This is a genomic window from Rhodopseudomonas parapalustris (assembly GCF_053772255.1).
On sequence record NZ_JAMKBZ010000019.1, the window covers coordinates 95648 to 116584 of the forward strand.

Here is a 20937-nt window from a genome sequence, read left to right on the forward strand (position 1 = left end):
CCCCCCGATCAGTCATGTATTTGCCGCGTAGTGCTATGCGTCGGTGAAGTTCGGTGCACGCTTCTCCAGATTCGCGCGAACCGCTTCGGTCTGGTTCGGCGATCCGATCAATTTCTGCTGTTCGACGCTTTCGGCGAGCAGCGCCGGGCCGGGATCGACCGAGAGGGTGTTCATCATCCGCTTGGCGGCGCGGATCGCGTCCGGATTCTTGCCGGCGATCTCGCGCGCCATCTCCAGCGCGGCCTGATACGGATCGTCGACCACCTTGGTGGCGAGGCCGAGGCTCACCGCTTCCTGCGCGCCGACGATGCGGCCGGTGTAGGTCAGCTCGCGCAACACGTCGTCGCGCAGCAGCGCCGCCAAAATCGGCGTGCCGGCCATGTCGGGCACCAAGCCCCATTTGATCTCCATGATCGACATCCTGGCATCCGGCGCCATCAGCCGGATGTCGGCGCCGAGCGCGAGCTGACAGCCGCCGCCGAACGCGACGCCGTGCACCGCAGCAATCACCGGCACCGGCAGCATCCGCCAGCCCCACACCGCCTGCTGCGCCGCGTTGGCTTGGCCATGGGTGCGCTTGGTGAGATCACGAAATTCGCCTCCCGGAATTCCGTTGCCGCCGCTCTCCTTCATCGCGGCGAAACGTCCCATGTCGAGGCCGGCGCAGAACGCCTTGCCCTCCCCGGACAGCACCACGGCACGCACGCCCTTTTCGTTCGCCAGCCGCTCGGTGGTGTTCACCAATGCCTCGAACATCGCGGCATCGAGCGCATTCATCTTGTCGGCGCGCACCAGCCGGACATCGGCGACGCCGTCGGTGATCGTCACCGAAACGCGATCGTTCATCGGGCACTTCCTCTGTTGTTTTGCGTTGCGGCGCTACAGAAAAGCGTTGTCGGGATTTAGTCAATCGCCTAATTAACAACCACCTTCAACTTTTCCGGGCGGTTTCTTCATGTTCACAGATCAGCTTCTCGCCGGCCGTCGCATCCTCGTCACCGGGGGCGGCACCGGCCTCGGCAAGGCTATGGCCGCGCGCTTCCTGCAGCTCGGCGCCGAGGTCCATATCTGCGGCCGCCGCAAGGGCGTGTGCGACGAGACCGCCACCGAACTGATGAATCAGTACGGCGGCAAGGTGATGACTTACGGCGTCGACATCCGCGACGCCGCCGCGGTCGACCACATGGTCGAAACCATCTTCGAAGGCGGACCGCTCACCGACCTGATCAACAACGCGGCGGGAAATTTCATCTCGCGGAGTGAGGATCTTTCCCCGCGCGGCTTCGACGCCGTCGCCAATATCGTGATGCACGGCACGTTCTACGTCACCCACGCGGTCGGCAAGCGCTGGATCGCCGGTGGCCATCGCGGCAACGTGGTGTCGATCACCACCACCTGGGTGCGCAACGGCAGCCCCTATGTGGTGCCGTCGGCGATGAGCAAGTCGGCGATTCACGCCATGACGATGTCGCTGGCCACCGAATGGGGCAAATACGGCATCCGCCTCAACACCATTGCGCCTGGCGAAATTCCGACCGAGGGCATGAGCAAGCGGATCAAGCCGGGCGACGAAGCCGGTGCCCGCACCATCAAGATGAACCCGATGGGCCGCGTCGGCACCATGGAAGAGCTGCAGAACCTCGCGACCTTCCTGATCTCCGGCGGGTGCGACTGGATCAGCGGCGAAACCATCGCGATGGACGGCGCCCAGGGGCTGGCGATGGGCGGCAACTTCTACCAGCTCCGCGACTGGAGCAACGCCGACTGGGATCAGGCCAAGGCCTCGATCAAGGCGCAGAACGAAAAGGACCGCGCACAGCGCGGTTAGAATGCCGCGAGGCTGTCATCCTGAGGGGCACGCTGTTGCGTGCCTCGAAGGATGACGGCCGCGAGTCCGAGCGAACCCATCCTTCGAGGCCGTCGCCGACGCGACGGCACCTCAGGATGACGACGTGCGAGCGGAAAGATCGAAGTGATCTAGATTTCACTTCCCGCCTCTCACCACCGACCGACGTCATCCCACGCGCATGCGGGGGATCCATTATCCCAGAGCATCTCGGCCGACGACGAGCGCTCTGGAATACGAGCATCGCCCGGACAAGCCGGCGATGTCGACCTGATATTGCGCGCCCCTTGCGCTCGGCAAACTCCCCCATCCCCGCGACATTGCCCCCCGCTTGTGTTTGCAGCCGAAGCGCGGCAGACTTCACGCAAAACAAGCAACTAACTAACAGATCCCAGGGAGAGACAATGTCCGAGGCAGCCGAGCCGGCCAATCTGGCCGACGTGATCCGCGCACAAGCCAAGACCCGCGGCAACGAGATCGCCTACGAGTTCGAGGGCCGCATCAGCACCTTTGCGGATTTCGACCGCCACACCAATCAGGTCGCCCGCGCGCTGCAGGCCTCCGGCGTGCAACCGAACGAGCGCATCGCCTATCTCGGCAAGAACAGCGACATCTATTTCGAGCTGTGGTCCGGCGCGATCAAAGCCAAGGCGGTGATGGCGCCGGTGAACTGGCGGCTCGCCGGACCGGAGATCGCCTACATCGTCGAGGACTGCAAGGCGGCGATCCTGTTCGTCGGACCGGAATTCGTCGATCAGGTCCGCGGCCTCAAGGATCAGATCGGAAGCGTGCGCCACATCATCACCACCGAAGGCGGCGCACCGGAGTGGCAGGACTTCACCAGATGGCGCGACGCGCAGTCGAGCGATGATCCGCAGGTCGCGATCGCGCCGTCCGACATCGCGATCCAGCTTTACACCTCCGGCACCACCGGCAAGCCGAAGGGCGCGATGCTCAGCCACGCCAACTTCCTGTCGCTGGTCCGCGCCGGTCAGGACAATAAGCCGGAATGGAACCGATGGTCGCCTGACGACGTCTCGCTGGTGGCGATGCCGGTGTTTCACATCGGCGGCTCCGGCTGGGGCATGATGGGGATCTATCACGGCGCCAAGGGCGTGATCGCGCGCGAGTTCGATCCGACCAAGGTGCTCGACTTCTTCGAACAGTCCGGCATCACCAAGCTGTTCATGGTGCCGGCCGCGATGCAGTTCGTGGTGCGGCAGCCGCGCGCCCGCGAGGTCGATTTCTCGCGGCTGAAATACATGCTGTACGGCGCCTCGCCGATTCCGGCGGCACTCCTGAAGGAATGCATCGAGGTCTTCAAATGCGGCTTCGTGCAGATGTACGGCATGACCGAGACCACCGGCACCATCGTGGCGCTGCCGCCGGAGGATCACGTCGAGGGTCTGGAGCGGATGCGCTCCGCCGGCAAGGCGCTGCCCGGCGTCGAGATCGCGATCCTCGATCACGACGGCAAGCCGCTGCCACCGCGGCAGGTCGGCGAGATCGCCACCCGCTCCGGCTCAAACATGGTCGGCTACTGGAATCTGCCGGAGGCGACCAAGAAGACCATCGACACCAACAACTGGCTGCGCACCGGCGACGCCGGCTACATGGACGAAGACGGCTACGTCTACATCCACGACCGCATCAAGGACATGATCATCTCCGGCGGCGAGAACATCTACCCGGCCGAAGTCGAGAGCGCGATCTGCGATCACCCCGACGTCGCCGAAGTCGCGGTGGTCGGCGTGCCCGACGATCAGTGGGGCGAGGCAGTGAAGGCCGTGGTGGTGATGAAGCCCGGCAAGGAAGCCACCGCCCAGGACATCATCGGCTTCACCCGCACCCGGATCGCCGGCTTCAAGACGCCGAAATCGATCGACTTCATCCCGGCCCTGCCCCGCAACGCATCAGGTAAGATCCTGCGCCGGCACCTGCGCGACCCGTATTGGGAGGGGAAGGACCGGCAGGTGAACTAAGCGGCGTCTACACCGGACGGCGACGCTGCGCCACCAAGCCGCGGCGCACGTCCCTCCCGTTGGTCATTCCGGGGCGCGAGCGTAGCTCGCGAACCCGGAATCCATAACCACAGTGGTCGCGTTAAGGCTCCGCATGGCGAACACCTGCCCACGCGGCGAAGCTAGGGGATATGGATTCCGGGCTCGCGCTTCGCGCGCCCCGGAATGACGACGGAGAGGTTCTACGTGTAGCACCGTAGGGTGGGCAAAGCGAAGCGTGCCCACGCGTTGCGTGGCCACGCACAACGCATCGCGTGGGAGCGCGTGGGCACGGCGCTCCGCGCCTTTGCCCACCCTACTGATAGTTCACCGCTTGTTGGCGCCCATATAGCCGAACAGGAAGCCAGCGACCTTACGCATCTGGATTTCCTCGCTGCCTTCGGTGATGCGATAGCGGCGGTGATGGCGGTAGATGTGTTCGAACGGCTTGTGGCGCGAATAGCCGATGCCGCCGTGGACCTGGATCGCACGATCGGCCGCCTGGCCGCACAGCCGGTTGGCCCAGTAGTTACACATCGACACCTTGTCGGACAGCGTGTGCTCGACCTGCGCCTGGGTCATCTGGTCCATCTCCCACGCCGTCTTGCGGATCAACAGGCGCAGCATCTCGGCCTGGGTGGCGAGCTCGACCAGCGGAAACTGAATCGCCTGGTTGCGCGCCAGCTCCTCGCCGAACGGCTTGCGCTCACGCGCGTACTTCACGCTTTCATTGATGCAGAACACCGCCGCGCCGAGCGAACTCGCCGCCTGGCGGATACGGTTCTCGTGCACAAAGCACTGCGCCAGCGACAGGCCGCGGCCGACTTCGCCGAACAGCGCTTCCTCGGTGACGAACACGTCCTTGAACGACACCCGCGGATGGTCGGTCGGCATGTTGAAGGTCCAGAGATATTCCTCGACCTTCACGCCGGGCGCATCGGCCGGCACCAGGAAGCAGGTGATGCCGCGGGCGTCGCCGTCATTGCCCGAGGTGCGGGCGAACAGTGCGCAATGCGTGGCGACGTGCATGCCCGTCGTCCACATCTTCTCGCCGTTGATCACCCAGCCCTTCTTGCCGTCGCGTGTCGCCTCTTCGGCGCGCGTCTCCATGTGGGTGGCGTCGGAACCATGATCGGGTTCGGTGAGACCGAACGTGATGCGATACTTGCCCTTGATCGAGCCATCGATCATCGCCTTCTGATCGTCGCGGCCGTACAGATCGAGCATCTTCACGATCGGGAAATTGCCGACGATCGAATGCTCGTTCTGCAGATCGTTGTGCAGGCCGAGGCCCTTGGCGGCGAAGTGCTCGCGGATCACCGCCATCCACAAATTCGTGCCGTCCTGGCCGCCGTAGCGCTTCGGGATCGCGAAGCGCAGATGCCCGGCGTCGTCGGCGAGATTCTTCGCCTTGCGCAGCAGCTCTTCCCACTCGTGACGCGGCAGCCCGCCGCCTTCGAAATCGGTGCGCGCCCATTCGCGGCGATGATCGAAGAAGCGGATGTTGTCGTCCGCCTGTTCCAGCGGCTTGATCGTGGTATCGATGAAGCGATCGAGTTCGGCCAGATAGGCGACCAGATCTTGCGGCAGAGAAAAATCCAAGGCGTGCTCCCACGGTCTTCGTGTTGTTGTTGATCTTGTTAAGCGAGTGATTAACATGCGCCGCACGCGACAAGTCAAGCGCGCTTCAGCCGCATCAATTCTGCCCAACGAAAAAAGGAAACGCCGATGGCGCTGCAATTCTCCACCGTGACCCGCAAGGGCCCGATCACCATCGTCACGCTGTCGCGGCCCGAAGTGTACAACGCGCTGCACACCGACGCGCACTACGAACTCGAAGGCGTGTTCAACGACTTCGCAGCCGATCCCGAGCAATGGGTGGCGATCGTCACCGGCGCCGGCGACAAGGCCTTCTGCGCCGGCAACGATCTGAAGTGGCAAGCGAGCGGCGGCAAGCGCGGCTGGGGCGAGAGCGGCTTCGGCGGCCTCACCTCGCGGTTCGATTGCGACAAGCCGATCATCGCCGCCGTCAACGGCGTGGCAATGGGCGGCGGCTTCGAGATCGCGCTCGCATGTGACCTGATCATCGCTTCCGAGAACGCCGTGTTCGCGCTGCCGGAGCCGAAGGTCGGCCTCGCCGCGCTCGCTGGCGGCCTGCACCGCCTGCCCCGCCAGATCGGTCTGAAGCGCGCGATGGGCATGATCCTCACCGCCCGCCATGTTCCCGCCCGGGAGGGGCTGGAGCTCGGCTTCGTCAATGAAGTGGTGCCGCAAGGCGAAGCGCTCGCCGCCGCCGAACGCTGGGCCGAAACCATCTGCAAGAACTCGCCGATGTCGATCCGCGCTTCGAAGCAGACGCTGAGTCGCGGCCTCGAAGTCTCATTGCCGCAAGCGATCGCCGAGCAGCGCGACTATCCGGCGGTAAAAGCGATGGTGGCGTCGCAAGACTACATCGAGGGGCCGAAGGCGTTCTCGGAAAAGCGCGCGCCGAACTGGCTGGGGAAGTAGTTCGTTCGCCGCGCAATCTCTGTCTTCATTGCGAGAAGCGCAGCGACGAAGCAATCCAGAAATTCAGTGCAAGACGACTGGATTGCTTCGCTCCGCTCGCAATGACGAAGGAAACCCACTCATTCGTCATTCCGGGGAGCGAGCATGGCTCGCGAGCCCGGAATCCATACACCGCAGCATTCGCGGCAATGGCACGGCGGAGGTCAATGGTGTCAGTCAGACGGCGACACAGGGCTTATAGATTCCGGGCTCGCGCTTCGCGCGCCCCGGAATGACGAACGATAGGTTGTTGCTCGCGGCGATGCCGTGGTTGCCTTCGCTCAGCCGAGGCTTACTTCTGTTCCACTTCCCGCCTATAGCTCGCGTAGTTCGGCTGATCGACGGCGAGCTTGGCCAGGGTGGTGCGCCATAGATGATCTTTGACGCCGGGCGTCGACAGATCGACCGCGCCGGAGGCGATCCGTTCGGCGAGTTCGGAATTGAGATCAACCAGCAAGCCGTCCTTGCCGAGCAGCGTTTGCAGGCTGGCGAGTTCTTCGGCGTCGCTGTCGGTCGACAGCGCCAATTGCCGCGTCACCAGATCGAGCGCGTTGATGCCGACCCGCAGCTTGAACGCGGCATGGCCGGAGATCTGCGGCGCAATCTGATCACGCAGAAAATCCGCCACCGCCTTGATCAGTTCGTCTGGTCTCGGTTCGTCCTGCATCGCTGCCTCGCTGATTGATTAGCTGCGCGGCGCCAGCAGGCGCAGCAGATCGATCTCGGTTTCCGACGAGCGGCGACCGATCATCGCGCGCTCCATCGAATGGTCGGGCCCCTGACGGAAGCGCTGCATCATGCCGCAGCACATGATGCCCCAGCGCAGCGTACCCATCACTTCCCAGAACTTGACCCGGTCCGGATCGACGGTGCCGCCCGCCGCTTCGTAGCCGGCGAACATCTCTTCGCGCGAGCCGAGCCCGCCGACCGGTTTGTCGATCTCGCCGAACCGCCAGGAATTCACGCAGATCCAGCCGAGATCCTCCATCGGATCGCCGCGATGCGCCAGTTCCCAATCCAGCACGGCGCGCACGCCGTCCGGACCGATGATCAGATTGCCGTGGCGAAAATCGCCGTGCACCAGCGTGACCGCCTTCGATACGCCCGGATCGTTCTGGCTGAGCCAGCGCAGCGCCAACTCGAACACCGGGCGCGGCCAGCCCATGCTGCGATAATCGTCGCGTAGCAGACCGATCTCCTCGGTCGAACTGATCGTGCGCAACGGCGGCAGCGCGGCGCTGTCGATGCCGTGCAGGCCGGCGAGGATCGTGCCGATCTGTCGCGCCAGCTTCGGTCGCGCGTCTGCGAACTCGTCGTCGCGCAGAATCTTGCGCGGGATGGTTTCGCCATCGACGCGCCGCATCACGAAGCCGGCACCGAGCGCGTCGGCCTCGGTGAGAACGTGCAGCACCTGCGGCGACGGCACGCCGGCCTCGTAGGCGAGCCGCATCAGTTCGGCTTCGACATCGAGTCCCGCGGCGCGACCCGACACGCTGCCGTAGCCCGGCGGCGAGCGACGCAGGATCGCGGCGATGTCGCCGTCCGGCCGCTCGATCACGAACGACCATGTCTCCTGACTCGCGCCGCCCGAGAGCTGTGCGGCGGCGCGAATTCCCGTCGCACCCGCGCACCAGCGTCGAACGCTGCGCGCGAGCGCGTCCACGAAAGCGGCTTGGGCCATCCGCTGTTATTTGCCCTTGAACTGCGCGGGACGCTTCTCGAGGAACGCTCCGACGCCTTCCTTGAAGTCGTCGGTCGAGCCGGCGACGCGCTGGCATTCGAATTCGAGGTTGAGTTGCTCCTCGAACGAGTTCTCCGGCGAGTCCCAATACATCTTGCGGATCAGCGACAACGCGATGGTCGGACCGTTGGCGAGGTCGTGGGCGAGCTTCATGGTCTCGGTCCACAGTTCTGCGTCTTCGTACACGCGGTTGACGAGGCCCCACTCCAGCGCCTTGTCGGCCGGCAGCTTCTCGCCGAGCAGCGACAATTCGACCGAACGCGCCTTGCCGACCAAACGCGGCAGCAGCCAGGTCGAGCCGCAATCCGGCACCAGGCCGATGCGGCGGAACGCCTGCAGGAAGTACGAGGACTTGGCGCACAGGATCATGTCGCCCATCAGCGCGAAGCTCATGCCGGCGCCCGCGGCCGGACCGTTGACCGAGGTGACGATCGGGCAATGCAGCCGACGGAGCCGGCGCAGGAACGGATGGAACGCGGTCTCCAGCGCCGCGCCGGCCCCCTTGCCGCCGCCTTGGCTCATGTTGTTGCCGGAGTTGCGGCCCTGCAGATTGGCACCCGTGCAGAACGCGCGACCGGCGCCAGTGATCACCAGGCAGCGCACCTCGGCACGCTTCTCTTCAATCGCGTCGAGCGCTTCGCCGAGGCCGCCCAGCATGTCGATCGACACCGCGTTCATCACTTCCTGATGATCGAGCTTCAGGATCGCGACGGCGCCGTCGAAATCGAGCGTGACGTGTTTGAACTGCATAGTTTCCTCGCGCTATCGGTTCGCGGTTATTCCGCGCTGTGGAAGGGTTTCACGACGTGAAAGCATATTTGATTTTTGCGACGCGCTTGTCCATCGTCCTGCATCGATCACAGCGCGCGCACCGGCATGCAGGGTGTAGCGCGCGACAGACAAAAATGGAAACGCTGGATGAGCATTTTCGATCTCAGCGGCCGCGTCGCGGTCGTCACCGGGGGCAACGGTGGTATCGGCCTCGGCATGGCGCAGGCGCTGGCAACCGCGGGCTGCAACGTCTCGATCTGGGGCCGCAACGCGACGAAGAACCAGGCCGCTCTGGCCACCATGGCGAACATGCCCGGTAAGGTCGAGGCGCAGATCTGCGACGTCACCGATCCGGCGTCGGTCAAGGCTGCAATGGACGCGACGCTGAAAGCGTTCGGCCGCGTCGACGGCTGCTTCGCCAATGCGGGCATCGGCGGCGGCGGCCGGCAGGCCTTCATCGACCGCACCGAAGAACAGTGGCGCTCGATGTTCGCCACCAATCTCGACGGTGTGTTCCATGCCTTCCAGGCCGCGGCGCGGCACATGACCGAGCGCGCCGCCGGCGGCGATCCGTTCGGCCGTCTGGTTGCGACCTCGAGCCTCGCCTCGATCTTCGGCACCGCGCGCAACGAGCACTACGCGGCCACCAAGGCGGCGATCAATGCGCTGGTGCGCGCGCTCGCGGTCGAGCTTGCACGCCACGGCGTCACCGCCAACGCGATCCTGCCGGGCTGGATCAAGAGCGACATGACCGCCGGCATCATGGGCAACGACAAGTTCGTCGCCAACGTGATGCCACGCATTCCGGTGCGGCGGTTCGGCGAGCCGGAAGACTTCGGCGGCATCGCGGTGTATCTGATGAGCAAGGCGTCGTCGTATCACACCGCCGATACCTTCGTGATCGACGGTGGCTACACCGCGTTCTGACGACGCTTTCGACCAACCTGCCAAGCAACAAGAAGCAACAAATGCCGACCACGCTCCCGCCCGAACGCATTCCTGTCATCGCCGGTGTCGGCGAAGTTGCCGATCACCCGACGGACATCGCGCAAGGGCTGGAGCCGCTGGCGCTACTCGAAGCCGCCGTGCAACGCGCCGGCGACGACAGCGCCGCGAGTCTGCTGCCGCAGATTGACTCGCTCGACGTCGTCAACTTTCTGAGTTGGCGCTATCAAGCGCCGGCCGAGCAACTGGCGAGCCGGCTCGGCGTCGCGCCGCGGCACTGCTTCTATGGGCCGGTCGGCGGCGAGAGCCCGATCCGCTTCATCCACGAAGCCGCGCTGCGCATCGCCCGCGGCGACGCGCAGGTCGCCGTGGTCTGCGGCGCCGAGGCGCAATCGACCGCGACCAAAGCGGCGCGCGCCAAGATCGACCTGCCATGGACGCCGTTCGCTCACGACGCGCCCGAGCCCAAGCGCGGCGCGGCATTCCAGCAGCCGATAGCCTCGACGCTCGGCGTTGCGCGTCCAATCTCGGTGTATCCGCTTTACGAGGCGGCGACCGCCGCGCATTGGGGTCAGACGCCGCGCCAAGCGCTCGACGAATCCGGCGTGCTGTGGTCGCGTTACGCGGCGGAGGCTGCGCGCAATCCGAACGCCTGGATCAAACGCGCCTTTGCTCCGAACGAGATTACCACGCCTTCATCCGATAACCGGCTGATCGCCTGGCCCTACACCAAGCTGATGGTCGCCAATCCGAGCGTCAATTTCGGCTCCGCGGTGCTGCTCACTTCGCTGGCGAAGGCGCGCGCAGCGGGTATCCCCGAGGACAGACTGATCTACATCCACGGCGGCGCTTCCGCCGAGGAGCCGCGCGATTACCTGGCGCGCGATCAGTTCGCGCAAAGCCACGCGCAGAACGCGGTGCTGGAGACTATCAAAACAATGGTCGGCGGCGACGGCCGCAGCTTCGACGCGATCGAACTGTATTCCTGCTTCCCTGTGGTGCCGAAGATGGCGCGGCGGACGCTGGGGCTCGGTGACGACGTCGAGCCCACCGTCACCGGCGGCCTCACCTTCTTCGGCGCGCCGCTCAACACCTACATGACCCACGCCGCCTGCGCGATGGTCCGCCGCCTCCGCGACGGCGCTAAGCTCGGCCTCCTCTACGGCCAGGGCGGCTTCGTCACCAAGCATCACGCCCTCGTCGTCTCGCGCACGCCGCCGCAGGGCCACCTCGACGAGAACGTCAGTGTGCAGGCCAGAGCCGATGCCGCGTATGGCCAGGTGCCGCCATTCGTCGACAAGGCGTCGGGCGACGGGAGGATCGAGAGTTTCACCGTGATCTACGACGGGCGCGGCGAGGTGCAGCACGGCGTGGTGATGCTGCGCACCGCTGACGGCGCCCGCGCGCTGGCGCGCGTGCCGGCGCAGGATCAGGCGACGCTGGCGTTCCTGACCAACATGGATCGCAGCCCGGTCGGCACGCGCGGACCGATCACCACGGCGGCGGATGGCGTGCTGGAGTGGCGCGCGGCCAACTCCTAGGAAGCGCTTCGTCTAGGGAGCGAGCATCTCCCATCGTCATTGCGAGCGAAGCGAAGCAATCCAGGCGTCGGTGTACGAAGCCCCTGGATTGCTTCGTCGCCTTCGGCTCCTCGCAATGACTGCCGAGGTCGTGAGTGGGCGGTCCCGCGAAAGCAGTCGCCGGCGCGCCCTACCCCTTGACGTCCTGGTTCTCCGACGCGGTCGGCTTGCCGGCCTTGGCGGCGTCGTCGGCAACGACGCGGACTTTCTCGCCGTCGGCGATGCCGTCCGGCGGCGCGATGATGATGCGGTCCGCAGCGGTGAGACCGGCCGAGAGCTCGATCTCGCGGCCGAGATCGCGGGCGATGGTGACGGGCTTGAGCTGGACCCGATCATCGGGCCCGACGGTCGCGACCCGTAGGCCACTGCGGTTGAAGATCAGCGCACTGGCCGGGATGTGCAGCGGCGCAGAATCGCGGACCAGCGCCAGCTTCACATTGGCGAAGCCGCCGGGCATCAGTTCGCCCTTGGAATTGTCGAGCCCGAGCTGAATCCGCATCGTCCCGGAAGCGACGTCGACCGCTTGCGACGAGGCTTCCACCGTCGCCCGGAAAGTGCGCCCCGGATATTCCGGCAGCGCGATCACCGCCTTGCCGCCGATCCGCACCAGCGGCGCGTAGTTCTGCGGCACGTTGACGTAGACGCGGAGCTTGGCGATGTCAGACACCACGAACATCGCTGGGCCAGAGCTCGAGCCGGCGTTGATCAGCGCACCGACGTCGGTGTTGCGCTCGGTGACCACGCCGTCGAATGGCGCGGAGATCTTCTTGTAGCCGGCGAGCGCTTCGAGCCGTTCGACATTGGCCTGGCCGGAATTCACCGCGGCTTTCTTGGCAGCGAGGTCGGCGGTGCGCTCGTCGATTTCCTGCGCCGAGACGAAGTTCGACGCTACCAGCGTCTTGCGGCGGTTCAGCGTCGCCTCCGACAGCTTCGCGCTCGCCTGCTGGCTGGCAAGATCGGCGCGCGCCTGCAGCAACTGCTGGTCGAGATCCGGCGCCTCGATCTCGGCGATCACCTCGCCGGCCTTCACCTTGGCACCGATGTCGGCGCTCCAGCTCTTCACATAGCCGGACACGCGGGCATAGATCGGCGCCCGCGAATACGCCTCCAGCCGGCCCGGCAGGTCGAGCGTCGTGGTCGGCACTTTGCCGTCCGGCCGCGTCACGGCGACGCTGGAGATCGCCTGCTCGTCGGTCCAGGCCCGCAGCTCCGCGCTGCTCTTCTCGCGAGCGCTGATGCCGGTGACCACGATCGCGACCGCGCCGCAGGCAATCACCACGCCGGCGATGCCGAGACCGCGACGGGACCTGCGCGGCGGTTGATCAGTGGACATGCGACATCTCCGGAGCAGTCGCGTCATCGGACGCCGACTGTTTGTTGTGAACCATGCTGAACACCACCGGCACGAACATCAGCGTCGCGAAGGTCGCGAAGATCAGGCCGCCGATTACGGCGCGGCCGAGCGGCGCGTTCTGCTCGCCGCCCTCGCCGAGGCCGAGCGCCATCGGCGCCATGCCAATGATCATCGCCAGCGCGGTCATCAGCACCGGACGGAACCTGACGAAGCCGGATTCGAGCGCCGCCTGCACCGGATCGCCGAGCACCGCGTAGCGTTCACGCGCGAACGAAATCACCAGCACGCTGTTGGCGGTCGCGACGCCCATGCACATGATCGCGCCGGTGAGCGCCGGCACCGACAGTGTGGTGCCGGTCGCGAACAGCATCCAGACGATGCCGGCAAGCGCGGCCGGCAGCGCGGTGATGATCACGAACGGATCGGCCCAGGACTGGAAGTTGACCACGATCAGCAGATAGATCAGCACGATCGCGCCGAGCAGTCCGAACAGCAGGCCTGCGAAAGCGCTGTTCATGGTTTCGACCTGGCCGAGCAGCACCACCGAGGAGCCTTTCGGCACCTCGGCCCTGGTCTCGTCGATCAGCTTGCGTATATCCGCCGACACCGCGCCGAGATCGCGCCCCTGTGTGGTCGCGAAGATCTGCACGATCGGCTGGATGTCGTATTGCGAGACCACCGCGTTGCCGGCGGAGCGCTTGATCTGTGCGAGGCCGCCGAGGATCGGCGCGCTCGCGCCGGCGCCGCCTGCGGCCGAAATCGGAATGGTCTCGAGCTTGCTCAGTGAATCGACGTGATATTGCGGCGTCTGCATCACGATCGAATACGACACGCCATTCTCGGGATTCAGAAAGTAGGTCGGCGCCACCTGCGACGAGCCGGCCAGATTGACGACGAGGCTGTTGGTGACGTCGCGCTCGGTCAGGCCGACATATTGGGCGCGGGTGCGGTCGACGTCGATGTTGAAGGTCGGGTTGTTGGGCGACTGCTGGATCCGGGCATCGGCGACGCCCGGGATGCGCTTGATCTTGGCCAGCAGCCTGCCGGCATAGTCGAAATTCGCCGGCAGATTGGCGCCGCGGATCTGCAGGTCGATCGGCGCCGGCGCGCCGAAGTTCAGGATCTGGCTGACGATGTCGGCGGGCAGGAATGCGAAGGTCATGCCTGGAAACTGCCGCGGCAGTTGCTCGCGCAGGATCTTCACATACTGTTCGGTCGGCCTGTGCTCGCCTTTCAGTTTGATCTGGATATCGGCGTCCTGGGTGCCGATCACGCCGGTGTTGTTGTAGGTGAGATTGATGCCCGAGATCGGCATGCCGATGTTGTCGGTCAGCGTCTCGATCTGGTCCGGCGGAATGATCTTGCGAATCGCCTTCTGCACCTCGGCGAGCTGGTTCGCGGTCTCTTCGATCCGGGTGCCGACCTGGGTGCGGACATGCATCAGGATCTGGCCGGAATCGACCGACGGAAAGAAGTTGCGGCCGAGATACGGCACCAGCGCGAACGACAGCGCGACCACGCACAGGAAGCCGGCGACGAACGTCCGGCGATGTCCCATCGCCAGCGTCAGCACGTCGCCGTAGCCGTGGCGAAACCGGGCGAACACGCCTTCGAACCCCTGCTGGAAGCGCACCAGCGGGTTTCGCGACGGTTTCCGCCCGGAGAGGCTGTCGTGATGAAGGTGCGGCTTCAGAAGATATTTGGCCATCGTCGGCACCAGCGTGCGCGACAGCAGGAACGACCAGACCATCGCGAACATCACCGCTTCGGCCATCGGCACGAACAGATAACGCGCCACCCCCTGCAGGAAGAACATCGGCACGAAAACGATGCAGATGCACAGCAGCGAGACGAAGGCCGGCGTCACGATCTGGTTGGCGCCGTCGAGGATCGCCGGCTCGACCTCCTTGCCCTGCTCCAGATGCCAGTTGATGTTCTCGATCGTCACCGTCGCGTCGTCGACCAGGATTCCGACCGCGAGCGCGAGGCCGCCGAGCGTCATGATGTTCAGCGTCTCGCCGATCGCCGAGAGGCAGATGATGGCGCCGAGCACCGACAGCGGAATCGACACCGCGATAATGATGGTCGAGCGCCAGCTGCCCAGAAACAGCAGGATCATCACGCTGGTCAGCAGCGCGGCGATCACGCCCTCGACGGCGACGCCGGTGACGGCGCCGCGCACGAACACCGACTGGTCGCCGACGAAAGCGACCTTCAGGGCCGCCGGCATCGCGTCCTTGACGTCCTGCACCTTCTGTTTGATGCCCGCGATGATGTCGAGCGTCGACACCGCACCGGCCTTCAGCACCATCATCAGTACCGAGCGGTTGCCGTCGACGTGCACGATGTTGGTCTGCGGCGGATTGCCGTCGCGCACCGAGGCGACGTCGCGGATGTAAACCATCGCGCCGTTCACCGCCTTGATCGGCAGGTTGCCGAGGTCCTGAATCTTGAGCGGCGAGTTGTTGAGCTGGATGACGTATTCGAACTCGCCGATCTTCTGGGTGCCGACCGGCGTGATCAGGTTCTGCGCGGCCAGCGCGTTGGCGACGTCCTGGCCGGACAGGCCGCGCGCCTGCAGCGCGTTGGGGTCGAGGTCGATCTGGATCTGGCGCTGCTTGCCACCGAACGGCCAGGGAATCGCCGCCCCCGGAACCGTCACCAGCGGCGTGCGGAGCTGGTTGATGGCGAGGTCGGCAAGGTTCTGCTCGGTCAGCCCGTCGCCCGAGAGCGCTAGCTGCAGGATCGGCACGGTGGACGCCGAGTAGTTCAGGATCAGCGGCGGAGTCGCTCCCGGCGGCATCTGCTTGATCATGGTCTGCGAGATCGCGGTGACCTGCGCATTCGCGGTGCGAATGTCGACGTTAGGCTGGAAGAAGATCTTGACGATGCCGAACCCGCCATAGGAGTTCGCCACGATGTGCTCGATATCGTTCACCGTGGTGGTGAGCGCGCGCTGGAACGGCGTGGTGATACGCCCGGCCATCTGATCCGGCGGCAGGCCGGTGTACTGCCAGACGACGCCGATCACCGGGATCCGGATTTCAGGGAAGATGTCGGTCGGGGTACGCAGCGCGGCCAACGGCCCGACGATCAGCAGCAGCAGCGCCAACACCACGAATGTGTACGGCCGGCTCAGTGCGATGCGGACCAGCGCAATCATTCGTCGGGTCGTCCCGTTCTTCTTGTTGCGGAAGGGCCGCCTGCGCGGACAGGCCCTTGTGATGATTTACCGAAGGCCGTGCAATTAGCCAAGCGTCGCCCGGCCGGCGAACACGGTGCAAACTGCAAGGTTCACGGTTGTTGGCCGCATTCCACGCAGCGCTCACGACAGATTGATTGCAGTGCAGCAAATGACGTCGCTGCGACGGCCTCAGGTTCCGGTGCTGTAGGACGCAAACCAGCCGAGGCCTTCCTCGGTCTTGCCGCGCGGCCGATATTCCGCGCCGACGAAGCCGGCGTAGCCGAGCCGATCGAGTTCGGCAAAGATGAACGGATAGTTGAGCTCCTCGCCATCCGGCTCCTGCCGCGATGGCACGCTGGCGATCTGAATGTGGCCGATCACCGGCAACATCTTCCGAAGCCGCATGGTGACGTCACCGTGCAGGATCTGGCAGTGATACACGTCGAATTGCAGCTTCAGGTTGGGAATGGCGAGCTCACGGACGACGTCGTAGGCGTAATCGACATCGTCGAGGAAATAGCCGGGCGCATCGCGGCCATTCAACGGCTCGATCATCACGTCGATGCCGTGCGGCGCGAAGAAATGCGCGGCAACCGCCAACGACCGGCGGAACGCCAGCGCCGCCGCGCCGTCGCGGCGGTCGGCATTGCCCGCCAGCAGATGCAGCCGCTTCACGCCGCTCGCGAGCGCATAAGGCAGCGCGGTGTGCAGGCTGCGCTGCAATTCGTCGAACTTGTCCGGCAGCGCCGCAAATCCCTTTTCGCCCGCGGCCCAATCGCCCGGCGGCAGGTTGAACAGCGCCTGACTCAGGTGATTGCGCTGCAGCCGCTCGGCGATCGCGGCCGGCTCGACCTCGTAGGGAAACAGAAACTCGACCGCATCAAATCCCGCCGCCCGCGCTGCATCGAAGCGATCCAGAAAGGCGTGCTCGGTGAACATCAGGCTGAGGTTGGCTGCGAAGCGTGGCATCGGATGATCATCCTCGGGAGACACCTGACTTCAGCGGATTCGAACTTGATGCAGCTCTGCCATCATCGGAGCATTGCATCATAGTCGGCGTGGCTGCCAATCCAGAACCACAACAGCCCCTCGTCCACCGGCACAGCGAGCGTCCGGTAACCGAGGCCAACCCACACCGACCACAGATTGCCGACTTTCTTGAAATGCAGCGATGGATGACCGGCATCGGCCTTCAACAACGCAAAGTTCTTGTCGGCGAGAGCGCGGATGGGCTGAGGCAACGCCCGATAGGCTGTCCAAAATCGGGAGCTGGCAAATGCCTCACAGCTCTCGCGAGCCGCCGCGCCGATGTTCGGCAATGGCATCTGCCGCCAAGTCGTCCAGCCGTCCTCCGGCCGCGTCTCGCGCGATCCGCTCGTCGAAACGCGCAGCATCAAAAGCCACGAACCACGCGCGAAAACGCGCGAACTGGTCGGCCGGAAGTTGCTCGACTGCCTTCTCGATGTCCTCGACGCTCATGGAGACAGTGTACCACGGCACACGGGCAGTGAGAACCAGCTCTTACAAACCCAGATACGCTTTCCTGACGTCGGGGTTGTCCATCAGCTCGGCAGCCCCGCCCTGCATCTGCACGCGGCCGGTCTGCAGGATGTAGGCACGGTCGGCGATCTCGAGGCATTCGGCCATGCGCTGTTCCACGATCAGCACGGTCATGCCTGCGTCGCGGATCTTTTTCACCGACTGGAAGATCTCGCTCACCAGCTTCGGCATGATACCCTGCGACGGCTCGTCCAGCATCAACAGCCGCGGCCGCGTCATCAGCGCGCGGCCGATCGCCAGCATCTGCTGCTCGCCGCCGGAGAGCGTTTCGGCGCGCTGCTCCAGCCGCTCCTGCAGCCGCGGGAACAGGCTGAACACGAACTCCAGCGGCTGTTCGCGATCTGCCTTGCCGCGATACAGATAGCTGCCGAGCCGCAGATTGTCGTGCACCGACAGGCGCGGAAACAGCCGGCGGTTCTCCGGCACATAGGCGACGCCGCGCGCCGTGATCAGATGCTGCGCCACGCCGTCGAGCCGCTCGCCGTCGAACAGCACCTGTCCGGAGCGGATCCGCTCGGCACCGGCGATCGATTTGAGCAGCGTCGACTTGCCCGCGCCGTTGGCACCGGCGACGCAGACGATCTCGCCCTTCTCGACCTCGATCGAGACGTTCGATATCGCGACCAGCCCCTTATAGGCGGTGGTGACCTCACGCACCGACAGCATGACGATCCCCAAGGTAAGCGGTAATGACTTTCGGGTCGCGCACCACGTCGGCCGGCTTACCTTCGGTGAGCACCTTGCCGAGATCGAGCACGATGGCGCGGTCGACCAGCGGCATCACGATCTCCATGACGTGTTCGACCATCAGCACGGTGATACCGGCATCGCGGACCCGGCGCACCAGCTCGACGCCCTTCTCCGCCTCGGTCGGCGTCAGGCCGGTCAGCACTTCGTCGAGCAGCAAGAGCTTCGGCTCGGTGGCGAGCGCCCGCGCCACTTCGAGCCGGCGCTTCTCCGATGGAATAAGTTGGCTCGCCAACACATCGGTGCGCGCGTCGAGGCCGCAGAACGCAAGCACCTCGTGCGCCTTGCGCCGGGCCTCGCGCATCACCGTGGTGCGGATCAACGCGCCGACGATGACATTGTCGATCACGCTCATCGATTCGAAGCTCTTCACCACCTGGAAGGTGCGGCCGATGCCGCGGGCGCAGCGCGCAGTCGCCGGCAGCTTGGTGACGTCCTCGCCGTCGAAGATGATCGAGCCCTGCGTCGGCGGCAAGACACCGGCGATCAGGTTGAACAGCGTCGATTTGCCGGCGCCGTTCGGACCGATCAGCCCGACGATCTCGCCGCGCTGCACCGAGATCGAGACATCGGAATTCGCGACCAGGCCACCAAAGCGTTGCCAGACGCCGCGGGTCTCGAGCAGAGGCGTCGTCATTGCGGCGCTCCCTTCGAGGCCGGCTTGCGCGAGAACAGCCCGAGCAGACCTTCCGGCCGCGCCAGCGAGATCAGCACGATCACGCTGCCATACAGGATCAAGTCGACACCACGGCCGGAACCGCCGACAAACGAGCGCGTCAGTTCAGTGAGCGGAATCAGGATCGCTGCGCCGAGCACCGGCCCCCATAGCGTGCCGATGCCGCCGAGCACCGCAGGCAGCGCCATCAGCAGCGAGAACTGGAAGGTCATCACGCTTTCAGGATCGATGTAGGATACGAACATCGCGTAGAACGCGCCGCCGATCGCGGTCAGGAACGCCGACACCGCCGCGGCGCCCATCTTCGAATTAAACACCACCACACCGAGACTTTCGGCCGCTTCGGGGTTGTCCTTGACCGCACGCCACCAATAACCCCACTTCGAATCCTGCAGCCACCAGGTGATTAGCCAGGCCAGACAACAGAACACCAGCGCGAAATAGTAATAAGGCAGCTTGCTGCGGGCGAACTGGAACTTGGCCCAACTGTCGCCGCGCACCGGAATGTCGATGCCGAGCGCCGCCCCGGCCCAGTCCCAGTTGTGGAACAACAGGAAGCCGATCTCGGCGATGACGATGGTGGCGATGACGAAGTAATGCCCGCGCAACCGGAACGTCGGATAGCCGAGCGCCAGCGCGATCGCTGCCGAGATGACCCCGCCGCCGATCATGCCGAACCATGGCAGCACGCCGAGCTTGGTGAACAACAGCGCGGTGGTGTAGGCGCCGAGCCCGAAATACAACGCATGTCCGAGCGAGATCTGGCCGCAATAGCCGCCGAGGATATTCCAGGCCTGCGACAGAGCCGCGTACATCAGGGTCAGCACCATGATGTTCTGGACGTAGACGTCCTTGACGAACAGTGGCGCGCAGGCGGCAGCGACAGTGAGCAGTGCGGCGACGATCAGGTCGCGGCGGCGGCGTTTGAGATGAGCCTCGTCCATCAGATCGATCCGAACAGGCCGCGCGGCCGAATGAACACAACCAGCAAATAAACGGCGTAAATGCCGATCGACTTCAGGGACGGCGGCAGGATCATCGCGGTAGTCGCCTCGACCAGACCGACGATGATGCCGCCGGCGAAGGCGCCGAACACGCTGCCGAAACCACCGAGTGCCACGGTGACGTAGGCGATCAGAGCGAACGAGGCGCCGACGTCGGGATAGATGTAAAAGAAGATCGCCATCACCGCGCCGGCAAGACCAATCAAGGCCGACCCCAGCCCCCAGCCGAGTGCGAACACCTTGTTCTTGTCGATTCCGACCAGCGCCACCGCGCCGGCGTCTTCGCGGGTCGCCTCCAGCGCACGGCCAAAATCGGTCTTCTTCATGAAGAAGTACAACGCGCCAAATGCCGCGATCGACACCAACGCGCCGACCAATTGCGGCACCGGCAAAAACACGCCGCCGATCTCCAGCGTTCTGCCGCCGAGCCAGGAGACGTTGATGCTGCGATAATCGGGGGTGAAGAAGTACTGCGCGAGGCCGCGCATCAGGATGGCGAGGCCGAAAGTCGTGAAGATCTGCACCATGCCGATATTGGCCTTGGCCCGCATCGCAAATCTGACGACCAAGAGGTAGATCGCGGCGCCGAATATGAACATCGCCGCTCCGACGAGCGGAGCGGCGAGGATCGGATCGATTGCGAAGAACGCGAACAGAAAGAAAGTGATGTACATCGCCAACATCAGAAACTCGCCGTGGGCGAAGTTGGTGACGTCCATCAGGCCGAAGATCAGAGCCAGGCCGACCGCGACCAAGCCGTACAGAAGTCCCATCAGCAGACCGCTGGCGAGGGACTGGATGATGGTGGCGGTGGTCAAATCAGCGTCTCCGCAGACAGGTTATGCGAGCTCAATGAACGGAGCGGCTTCGCCCCACCCACCGCGTCATGCCCGGGCTTGACCCGGGCATCCACGTCTTCGAAGCGAGCGCATCGCTCTGGTCCGTGGATGGCCGGGTCAAGTGTTCAGCCCGGAGACATAGT

19 protein-coding genes are annotated in these 20937 nt (G+C 64.8%); 5 read left to right on the forward strand and 14 right to left on the reverse strand.

Annotated elements, in window-relative coordinates; translation table 11 throughout:
• Positions 1 to 33 precede the first annotated feature (33 nt).
• On the reverse strand, positions 34 to 846 hold the full coding sequence (locus tag M9H71_RS17000; RefSeq protein WP_455406137.1) for a crotonase/enoyl-CoA hydratase family protein: 813 nt from the start codon (positions 844 to 846) through the stop codon (positions 34 to 36).
• Between the two features lie 109 nt (positions 847 to 955).
• On the opposite strand from M9H71_RS17000, the gene M9H71_RS17005 reads away from it, so the two are divergent.
• Together M9H71_RS17005 and M9H71_RS17010 are read left to right on the forward strand one after the other, a co-directional pair.
• Positions 956 to 1828: an SDR family oxidoreductase gene (locus M9H71_RS17005; RefSeq protein ID WP_455406138.1), complete on the forward strand. Its 873-nt coding sequence runs from the start codon at positions 956 to 958 to the stop codon at positions 1826 to 1828.
• 422 nt (positions 1829 to 2250) lie between these two features.
• Positions 2251 to 3828 carry a fatty acid--CoA ligase gene (locus tag M9H71_RS17010; RefSeq protein WP_455406139.1) on the forward strand — a complete coding sequence of 526 codons (1578 nt, stop codon included), beginning with the start codon at positions 2251 to 2253 and terminating at the stop codon, positions 3826 to 3828.
• Positions 3829 to 4173: 345 nt separating this feature from the next.
• Here M9H71_RS17010 and M9H71_RS17015 read toward each other — a convergent pair whose 3' ends face one another.
• Positions 4174 to 5448 carry an acyl-CoA dehydrogenase family protein gene (locus tag M9H71_RS17015; protein ID WP_455406140.1) on the reverse strand — a complete coding sequence of 425 codons (1275 nt, stop codon included), beginning with the start codon at positions 5446 to 5448 and terminating at the stop codon, positions 4174 to 4176.
• 126 nt (positions 5449 to 5574) lie between these two features.
• Here M9H71_RS17015 and M9H71_RS17020 point away from each other — a divergent pair, with 126 nt between their 5' ends.
• On the forward strand, positions 5575 to 6354 hold the full coding sequence (locus tag M9H71_RS17020) for an enoyl-CoA hydratase-related protein (RefSeq protein ID WP_455406141.1): 780 nt from the start codon (positions 5575 to 5577) through the stop codon (positions 6352 to 6354).
• Positions 6355 to 6685: 331 nt separating this feature from the next.
• On the opposite strand, the gene M9H71_RS17025 is transcribed toward M9H71_RS17020, so the two are convergent.
• From M9H71_RS17025 to M9H71_RS17035, 3 genes are read right to left on the reverse strand one after another with little or no spacing between them, the layout of a single operon-like run.
• A complete protein-coding gene (locus M9H71_RS17025) occupies positions 6686 to 7060 on the reverse strand; it encodes a DUF6285 domain-containing protein (RefSeq protein ID WP_455406142.1) in 375 nt (124 codons plus the stop codon).
• Between the two features lie 18 nt (positions 7061 to 7078).
• Positions 7079 to 8074, reverse strand: a complete 996-nt coding sequence (locus M9H71_RS17030; protein WP_455406143.1) for a phosphotransferase family protein — start codon at positions 8072 to 8074, stop codon at positions 7079 to 7081.
• Between the two features lie 6 nt (positions 8075 to 8080).
• On the reverse strand, positions 8081 to 8884 hold the full coding sequence (locus tag M9H71_RS17035) for an enoyl-CoA hydratase/isomerase (protein ID WP_164606082.1): 804 nt from the start codon (positions 8882 to 8884) through the stop codon (positions 8081 to 8083).
• Between the two features lie 168 nt (positions 8885 to 9052).
• On the opposite strand from M9H71_RS17035, the gene M9H71_RS17040 reads away from it, so the two are divergent.
• Both M9H71_RS17040 and M9H71_RS17045 read left to right on the forward strand, forming a co-directional pair.
• Positions 9053 to 9832 (forward strand): SDR family NAD(P)-dependent oxidoreductase, encoded by a 780-nt coding sequence (locus tag M9H71_RS17040; RefSeq protein ID WP_164606081.1) that lies wholly within the window; start codon positions 9053 to 9055, stop codon positions 9830 to 9832.
• A gap of 41 nt (positions 9833 to 9873) precedes the next feature.
• Positions 9874 to 11391, forward strand: a complete 1518-nt coding sequence (locus tag M9H71_RS17045) for an acetyl-CoA acetyltransferase (RefSeq protein WP_455406144.1) — start codon at positions 9874 to 9876, stop codon at positions 11389 to 11391.
• 169 nt (positions 11392 to 11560) lie between these two features.
• On the opposite strand, the gene M9H71_RS17050 is transcribed toward M9H71_RS17045, so the two are convergent.
• The 9 genes from M9H71_RS17050 to M9H71_RS17090 form a co-directional block, all read right to left on the reverse strand.
• The gene (locus tag M9H71_RS17050; protein ID WP_455406145.1) at positions 11561 to 12763 is read right to left on the reverse strand and encodes an efflux RND transporter periplasmic adaptor subunit; all 1203 of its coding nucleotides are present in this window, start codon (positions 12761 to 12763) and stop codon (positions 11561 to 11563) included.
• Positions 12753 to 15947: an efflux RND transporter permease subunit gene (locus tag M9H71_RS17055; RefSeq protein ID WP_455406146.1), complete on the reverse strand. Its 3195-nt coding sequence runs from the start codon at positions 15945 to 15947 to the stop codon at positions 12753 to 12755. The genes M9H71_RS17050 and M9H71_RS17055 overlap by 11 nt, the downstream gene beginning before the upstream one ends.
• A 210-nt stretch (positions 15948 to 16157) precedes the next feature.
• Positions 16158 to 16937 carry a 2-oxo-tetronate isomerase gene (gene otnI, locus M9H71_RS17060; RefSeq protein ID WP_455406147.1) on the reverse strand — a complete coding sequence of 260 codons (780 nt, stop codon included), beginning with the start codon at positions 16935 to 16937 and terminating at the stop codon, positions 16158 to 16160.
• A gap of 62 nt (positions 16938 to 16999) precedes the next feature.
• On the reverse strand, positions 17000 to 17287 hold the full coding sequence (locus tag M9H71_RS17065; protein ID WP_455406148.1) for a hypothetical protein: 288 nt from the start codon (positions 17285 to 17287) through the stop codon (positions 17000 to 17002).
• The gene (locus tag M9H71_RS17070; RefSeq protein ID WP_455406149.1) at positions 17250 to 17447 is read right to left on the reverse strand and encodes a hypothetical protein; all 198 of its coding nucleotides are present in this window, start codon (positions 17445 to 17447) and stop codon (positions 17250 to 17252) included. Before M9H71_RS17070 ends, M9H71_RS17065 begins: the two co-directional genes overlap by 38 nt.
• A 42-nt stretch (positions 17448 to 17489) precedes the next feature.
• A complete protein-coding gene (locus M9H71_RS17075) occupies positions 17490 to 18194 on the reverse strand; it encodes an ABC transporter ATP-binding protein (RefSeq protein WP_455406150.1) in 705 nt (234 codons plus the stop codon).
• Positions 18178 to 18912: an ABC transporter ATP-binding protein gene (locus tag M9H71_RS17080; RefSeq protein WP_455406151.1), complete on the reverse strand. Its 735-nt coding sequence runs from the start codon at positions 18910 to 18912 to the stop codon at positions 18178 to 18180. The genes M9H71_RS17075 and M9H71_RS17080 overlap by 17 nt, the downstream gene beginning before the upstream one ends.
• Positions 18909 to 19895: a branched-chain amino acid ABC transporter permease gene (locus tag M9H71_RS17085; RefSeq protein WP_455406152.1), complete on the reverse strand. Its 987-nt coding sequence runs from the start codon at positions 19893 to 19895 to the stop codon at positions 18909 to 18911. The genes M9H71_RS17080 and M9H71_RS17085 overlap by 4 nt, the downstream gene beginning before the upstream one ends.
• On the reverse strand, positions 19895 to 20773 hold the full coding sequence (locus tag M9H71_RS17090; RefSeq protein ID WP_164606071.1) for a branched-chain amino acid ABC transporter permease: 879 nt from the start codon (positions 20771 to 20773) through the stop codon (positions 19895 to 19897). Before M9H71_RS17090 ends, M9H71_RS17085 begins: the two co-directional genes overlap by 1 nt.
• Between the last annotated feature and the right edge of the window lie 164 nt (positions 20774 to 20937).

What these genes read in the sequence shown, in the direction of transcription:
- M9H71_RS17000 (WP_455406137.1), bottom strand. Translation starts at nt 846, where the DNA reads ATGAACGATCGCGTTTCGGTGACGATCACCGACGGCGTCGCCGATGTC.
- M9H71_RS17005 (WP_455406138.1), top strand. Translation starts at nt 956, where the DNA reads ATGTTCACAGATCAGCTTCTCGCCGGCCGTCGCATCCTCGTCACCGGG.
- M9H71_RS17010 (WP_455406139.1), top strand. Translation starts at nt 2,251, where the DNA reads ATGTCCGAGGCAGCCGAGCCGGCCAATCTGGCCGACGTGATCCGCGCA.
- M9H71_RS17020 (WP_455406141.1), top strand. Translation starts at nt 5,575, where the DNA reads ATGGCGCTGCAATTCTCCACCGTGACCCGCAAGGGCCCGATCACCATC.
- M9H71_RS17025 (WP_455406142.1), bottom strand. Translation starts at nt 7,060, where the DNA reads ATGCAGGACGAACCGAGACCAGACGAACTGATCAAGGCGGTGGCGGAT.
- M9H71_RS17030 (WP_455406143.1), bottom strand. Translation starts at nt 8,074, where the DNA reads ATGGCCCAAGCCGCTTTCGTGGACGCGCTCGCGCGCAGCGTTCGACGC.
- M9H71_RS17035 (WP_164606082.1), bottom strand. Translation starts at nt 8,884, where the DNA reads ATGCAGTTCAAACACGTCACGCTCGATTTCGACGGCGCCGTCGCGATC.
- M9H71_RS17040 (WP_164606081.1), top strand. Translation starts at nt 9,053, where the DNA reads ATGAGCATTTTCGATCTCAGCGGCCGCGTCGCGGTCGTCACCGGGGGC.
- M9H71_RS17045 (WP_455406144.1), top strand. Translation starts at nt 9,874, where the DNA reads ATGCCGACCACGCTCCCGCCCGAACGCATTCCTGTCATCGCCGGTGTC.
- M9H71_RS17050 (WP_455406145.1), bottom strand. Translation starts at nt 12,763, where the DNA reads ATGTCCACTGATCAACCGCCGCGCAGGTCCCGTCGCGGTCTCGGCATC.
- M9H71_RS17055 (WP_455406146.1), bottom strand. Translation starts at nt 15,947, where the DNA reads ATGATTGCGCTGGTCCGCATCGCACTGAGCCGGCCGTACACATTCGTG.
- otnI (WP_455406147.1), bottom strand. Translation starts at nt 16,937, where the DNA reads ATGCCACGCTTCGCAGCCAACCTCAGCCTGATGTTCACCGAGCACGCC.
- M9H71_RS17070 (WP_455406149.1), bottom strand. Translation starts at nt 17,447, where the DNA reads ATGAGCGTCGAGGACATCGAGAAGGCAGTCGAGCAACTTCCGGCCGAC.
- M9H71_RS17075 (WP_455406150.1), bottom strand. Translation starts at nt 18,194, where the DNA reads ATGCTGTCGGTGCGTGAGGTCACCACCGCCTATAAGGGGCTGGTCGCG.
- M9H71_RS17080 (WP_455406151.1), bottom strand. Translation starts at nt 18,912, where the DNA reads ATGACGACGCCTCTGCTCGAGACCCGCGGCGTCTGGCAACGCTTTGGT.
- M9H71_RS17085 (WP_455406152.1), bottom strand. Translation starts at nt 19,895, where the DNA reads ATGGACGAGGCTCATCTCAAACGCCGCCGCCGCGACCTGATCGTCGCC.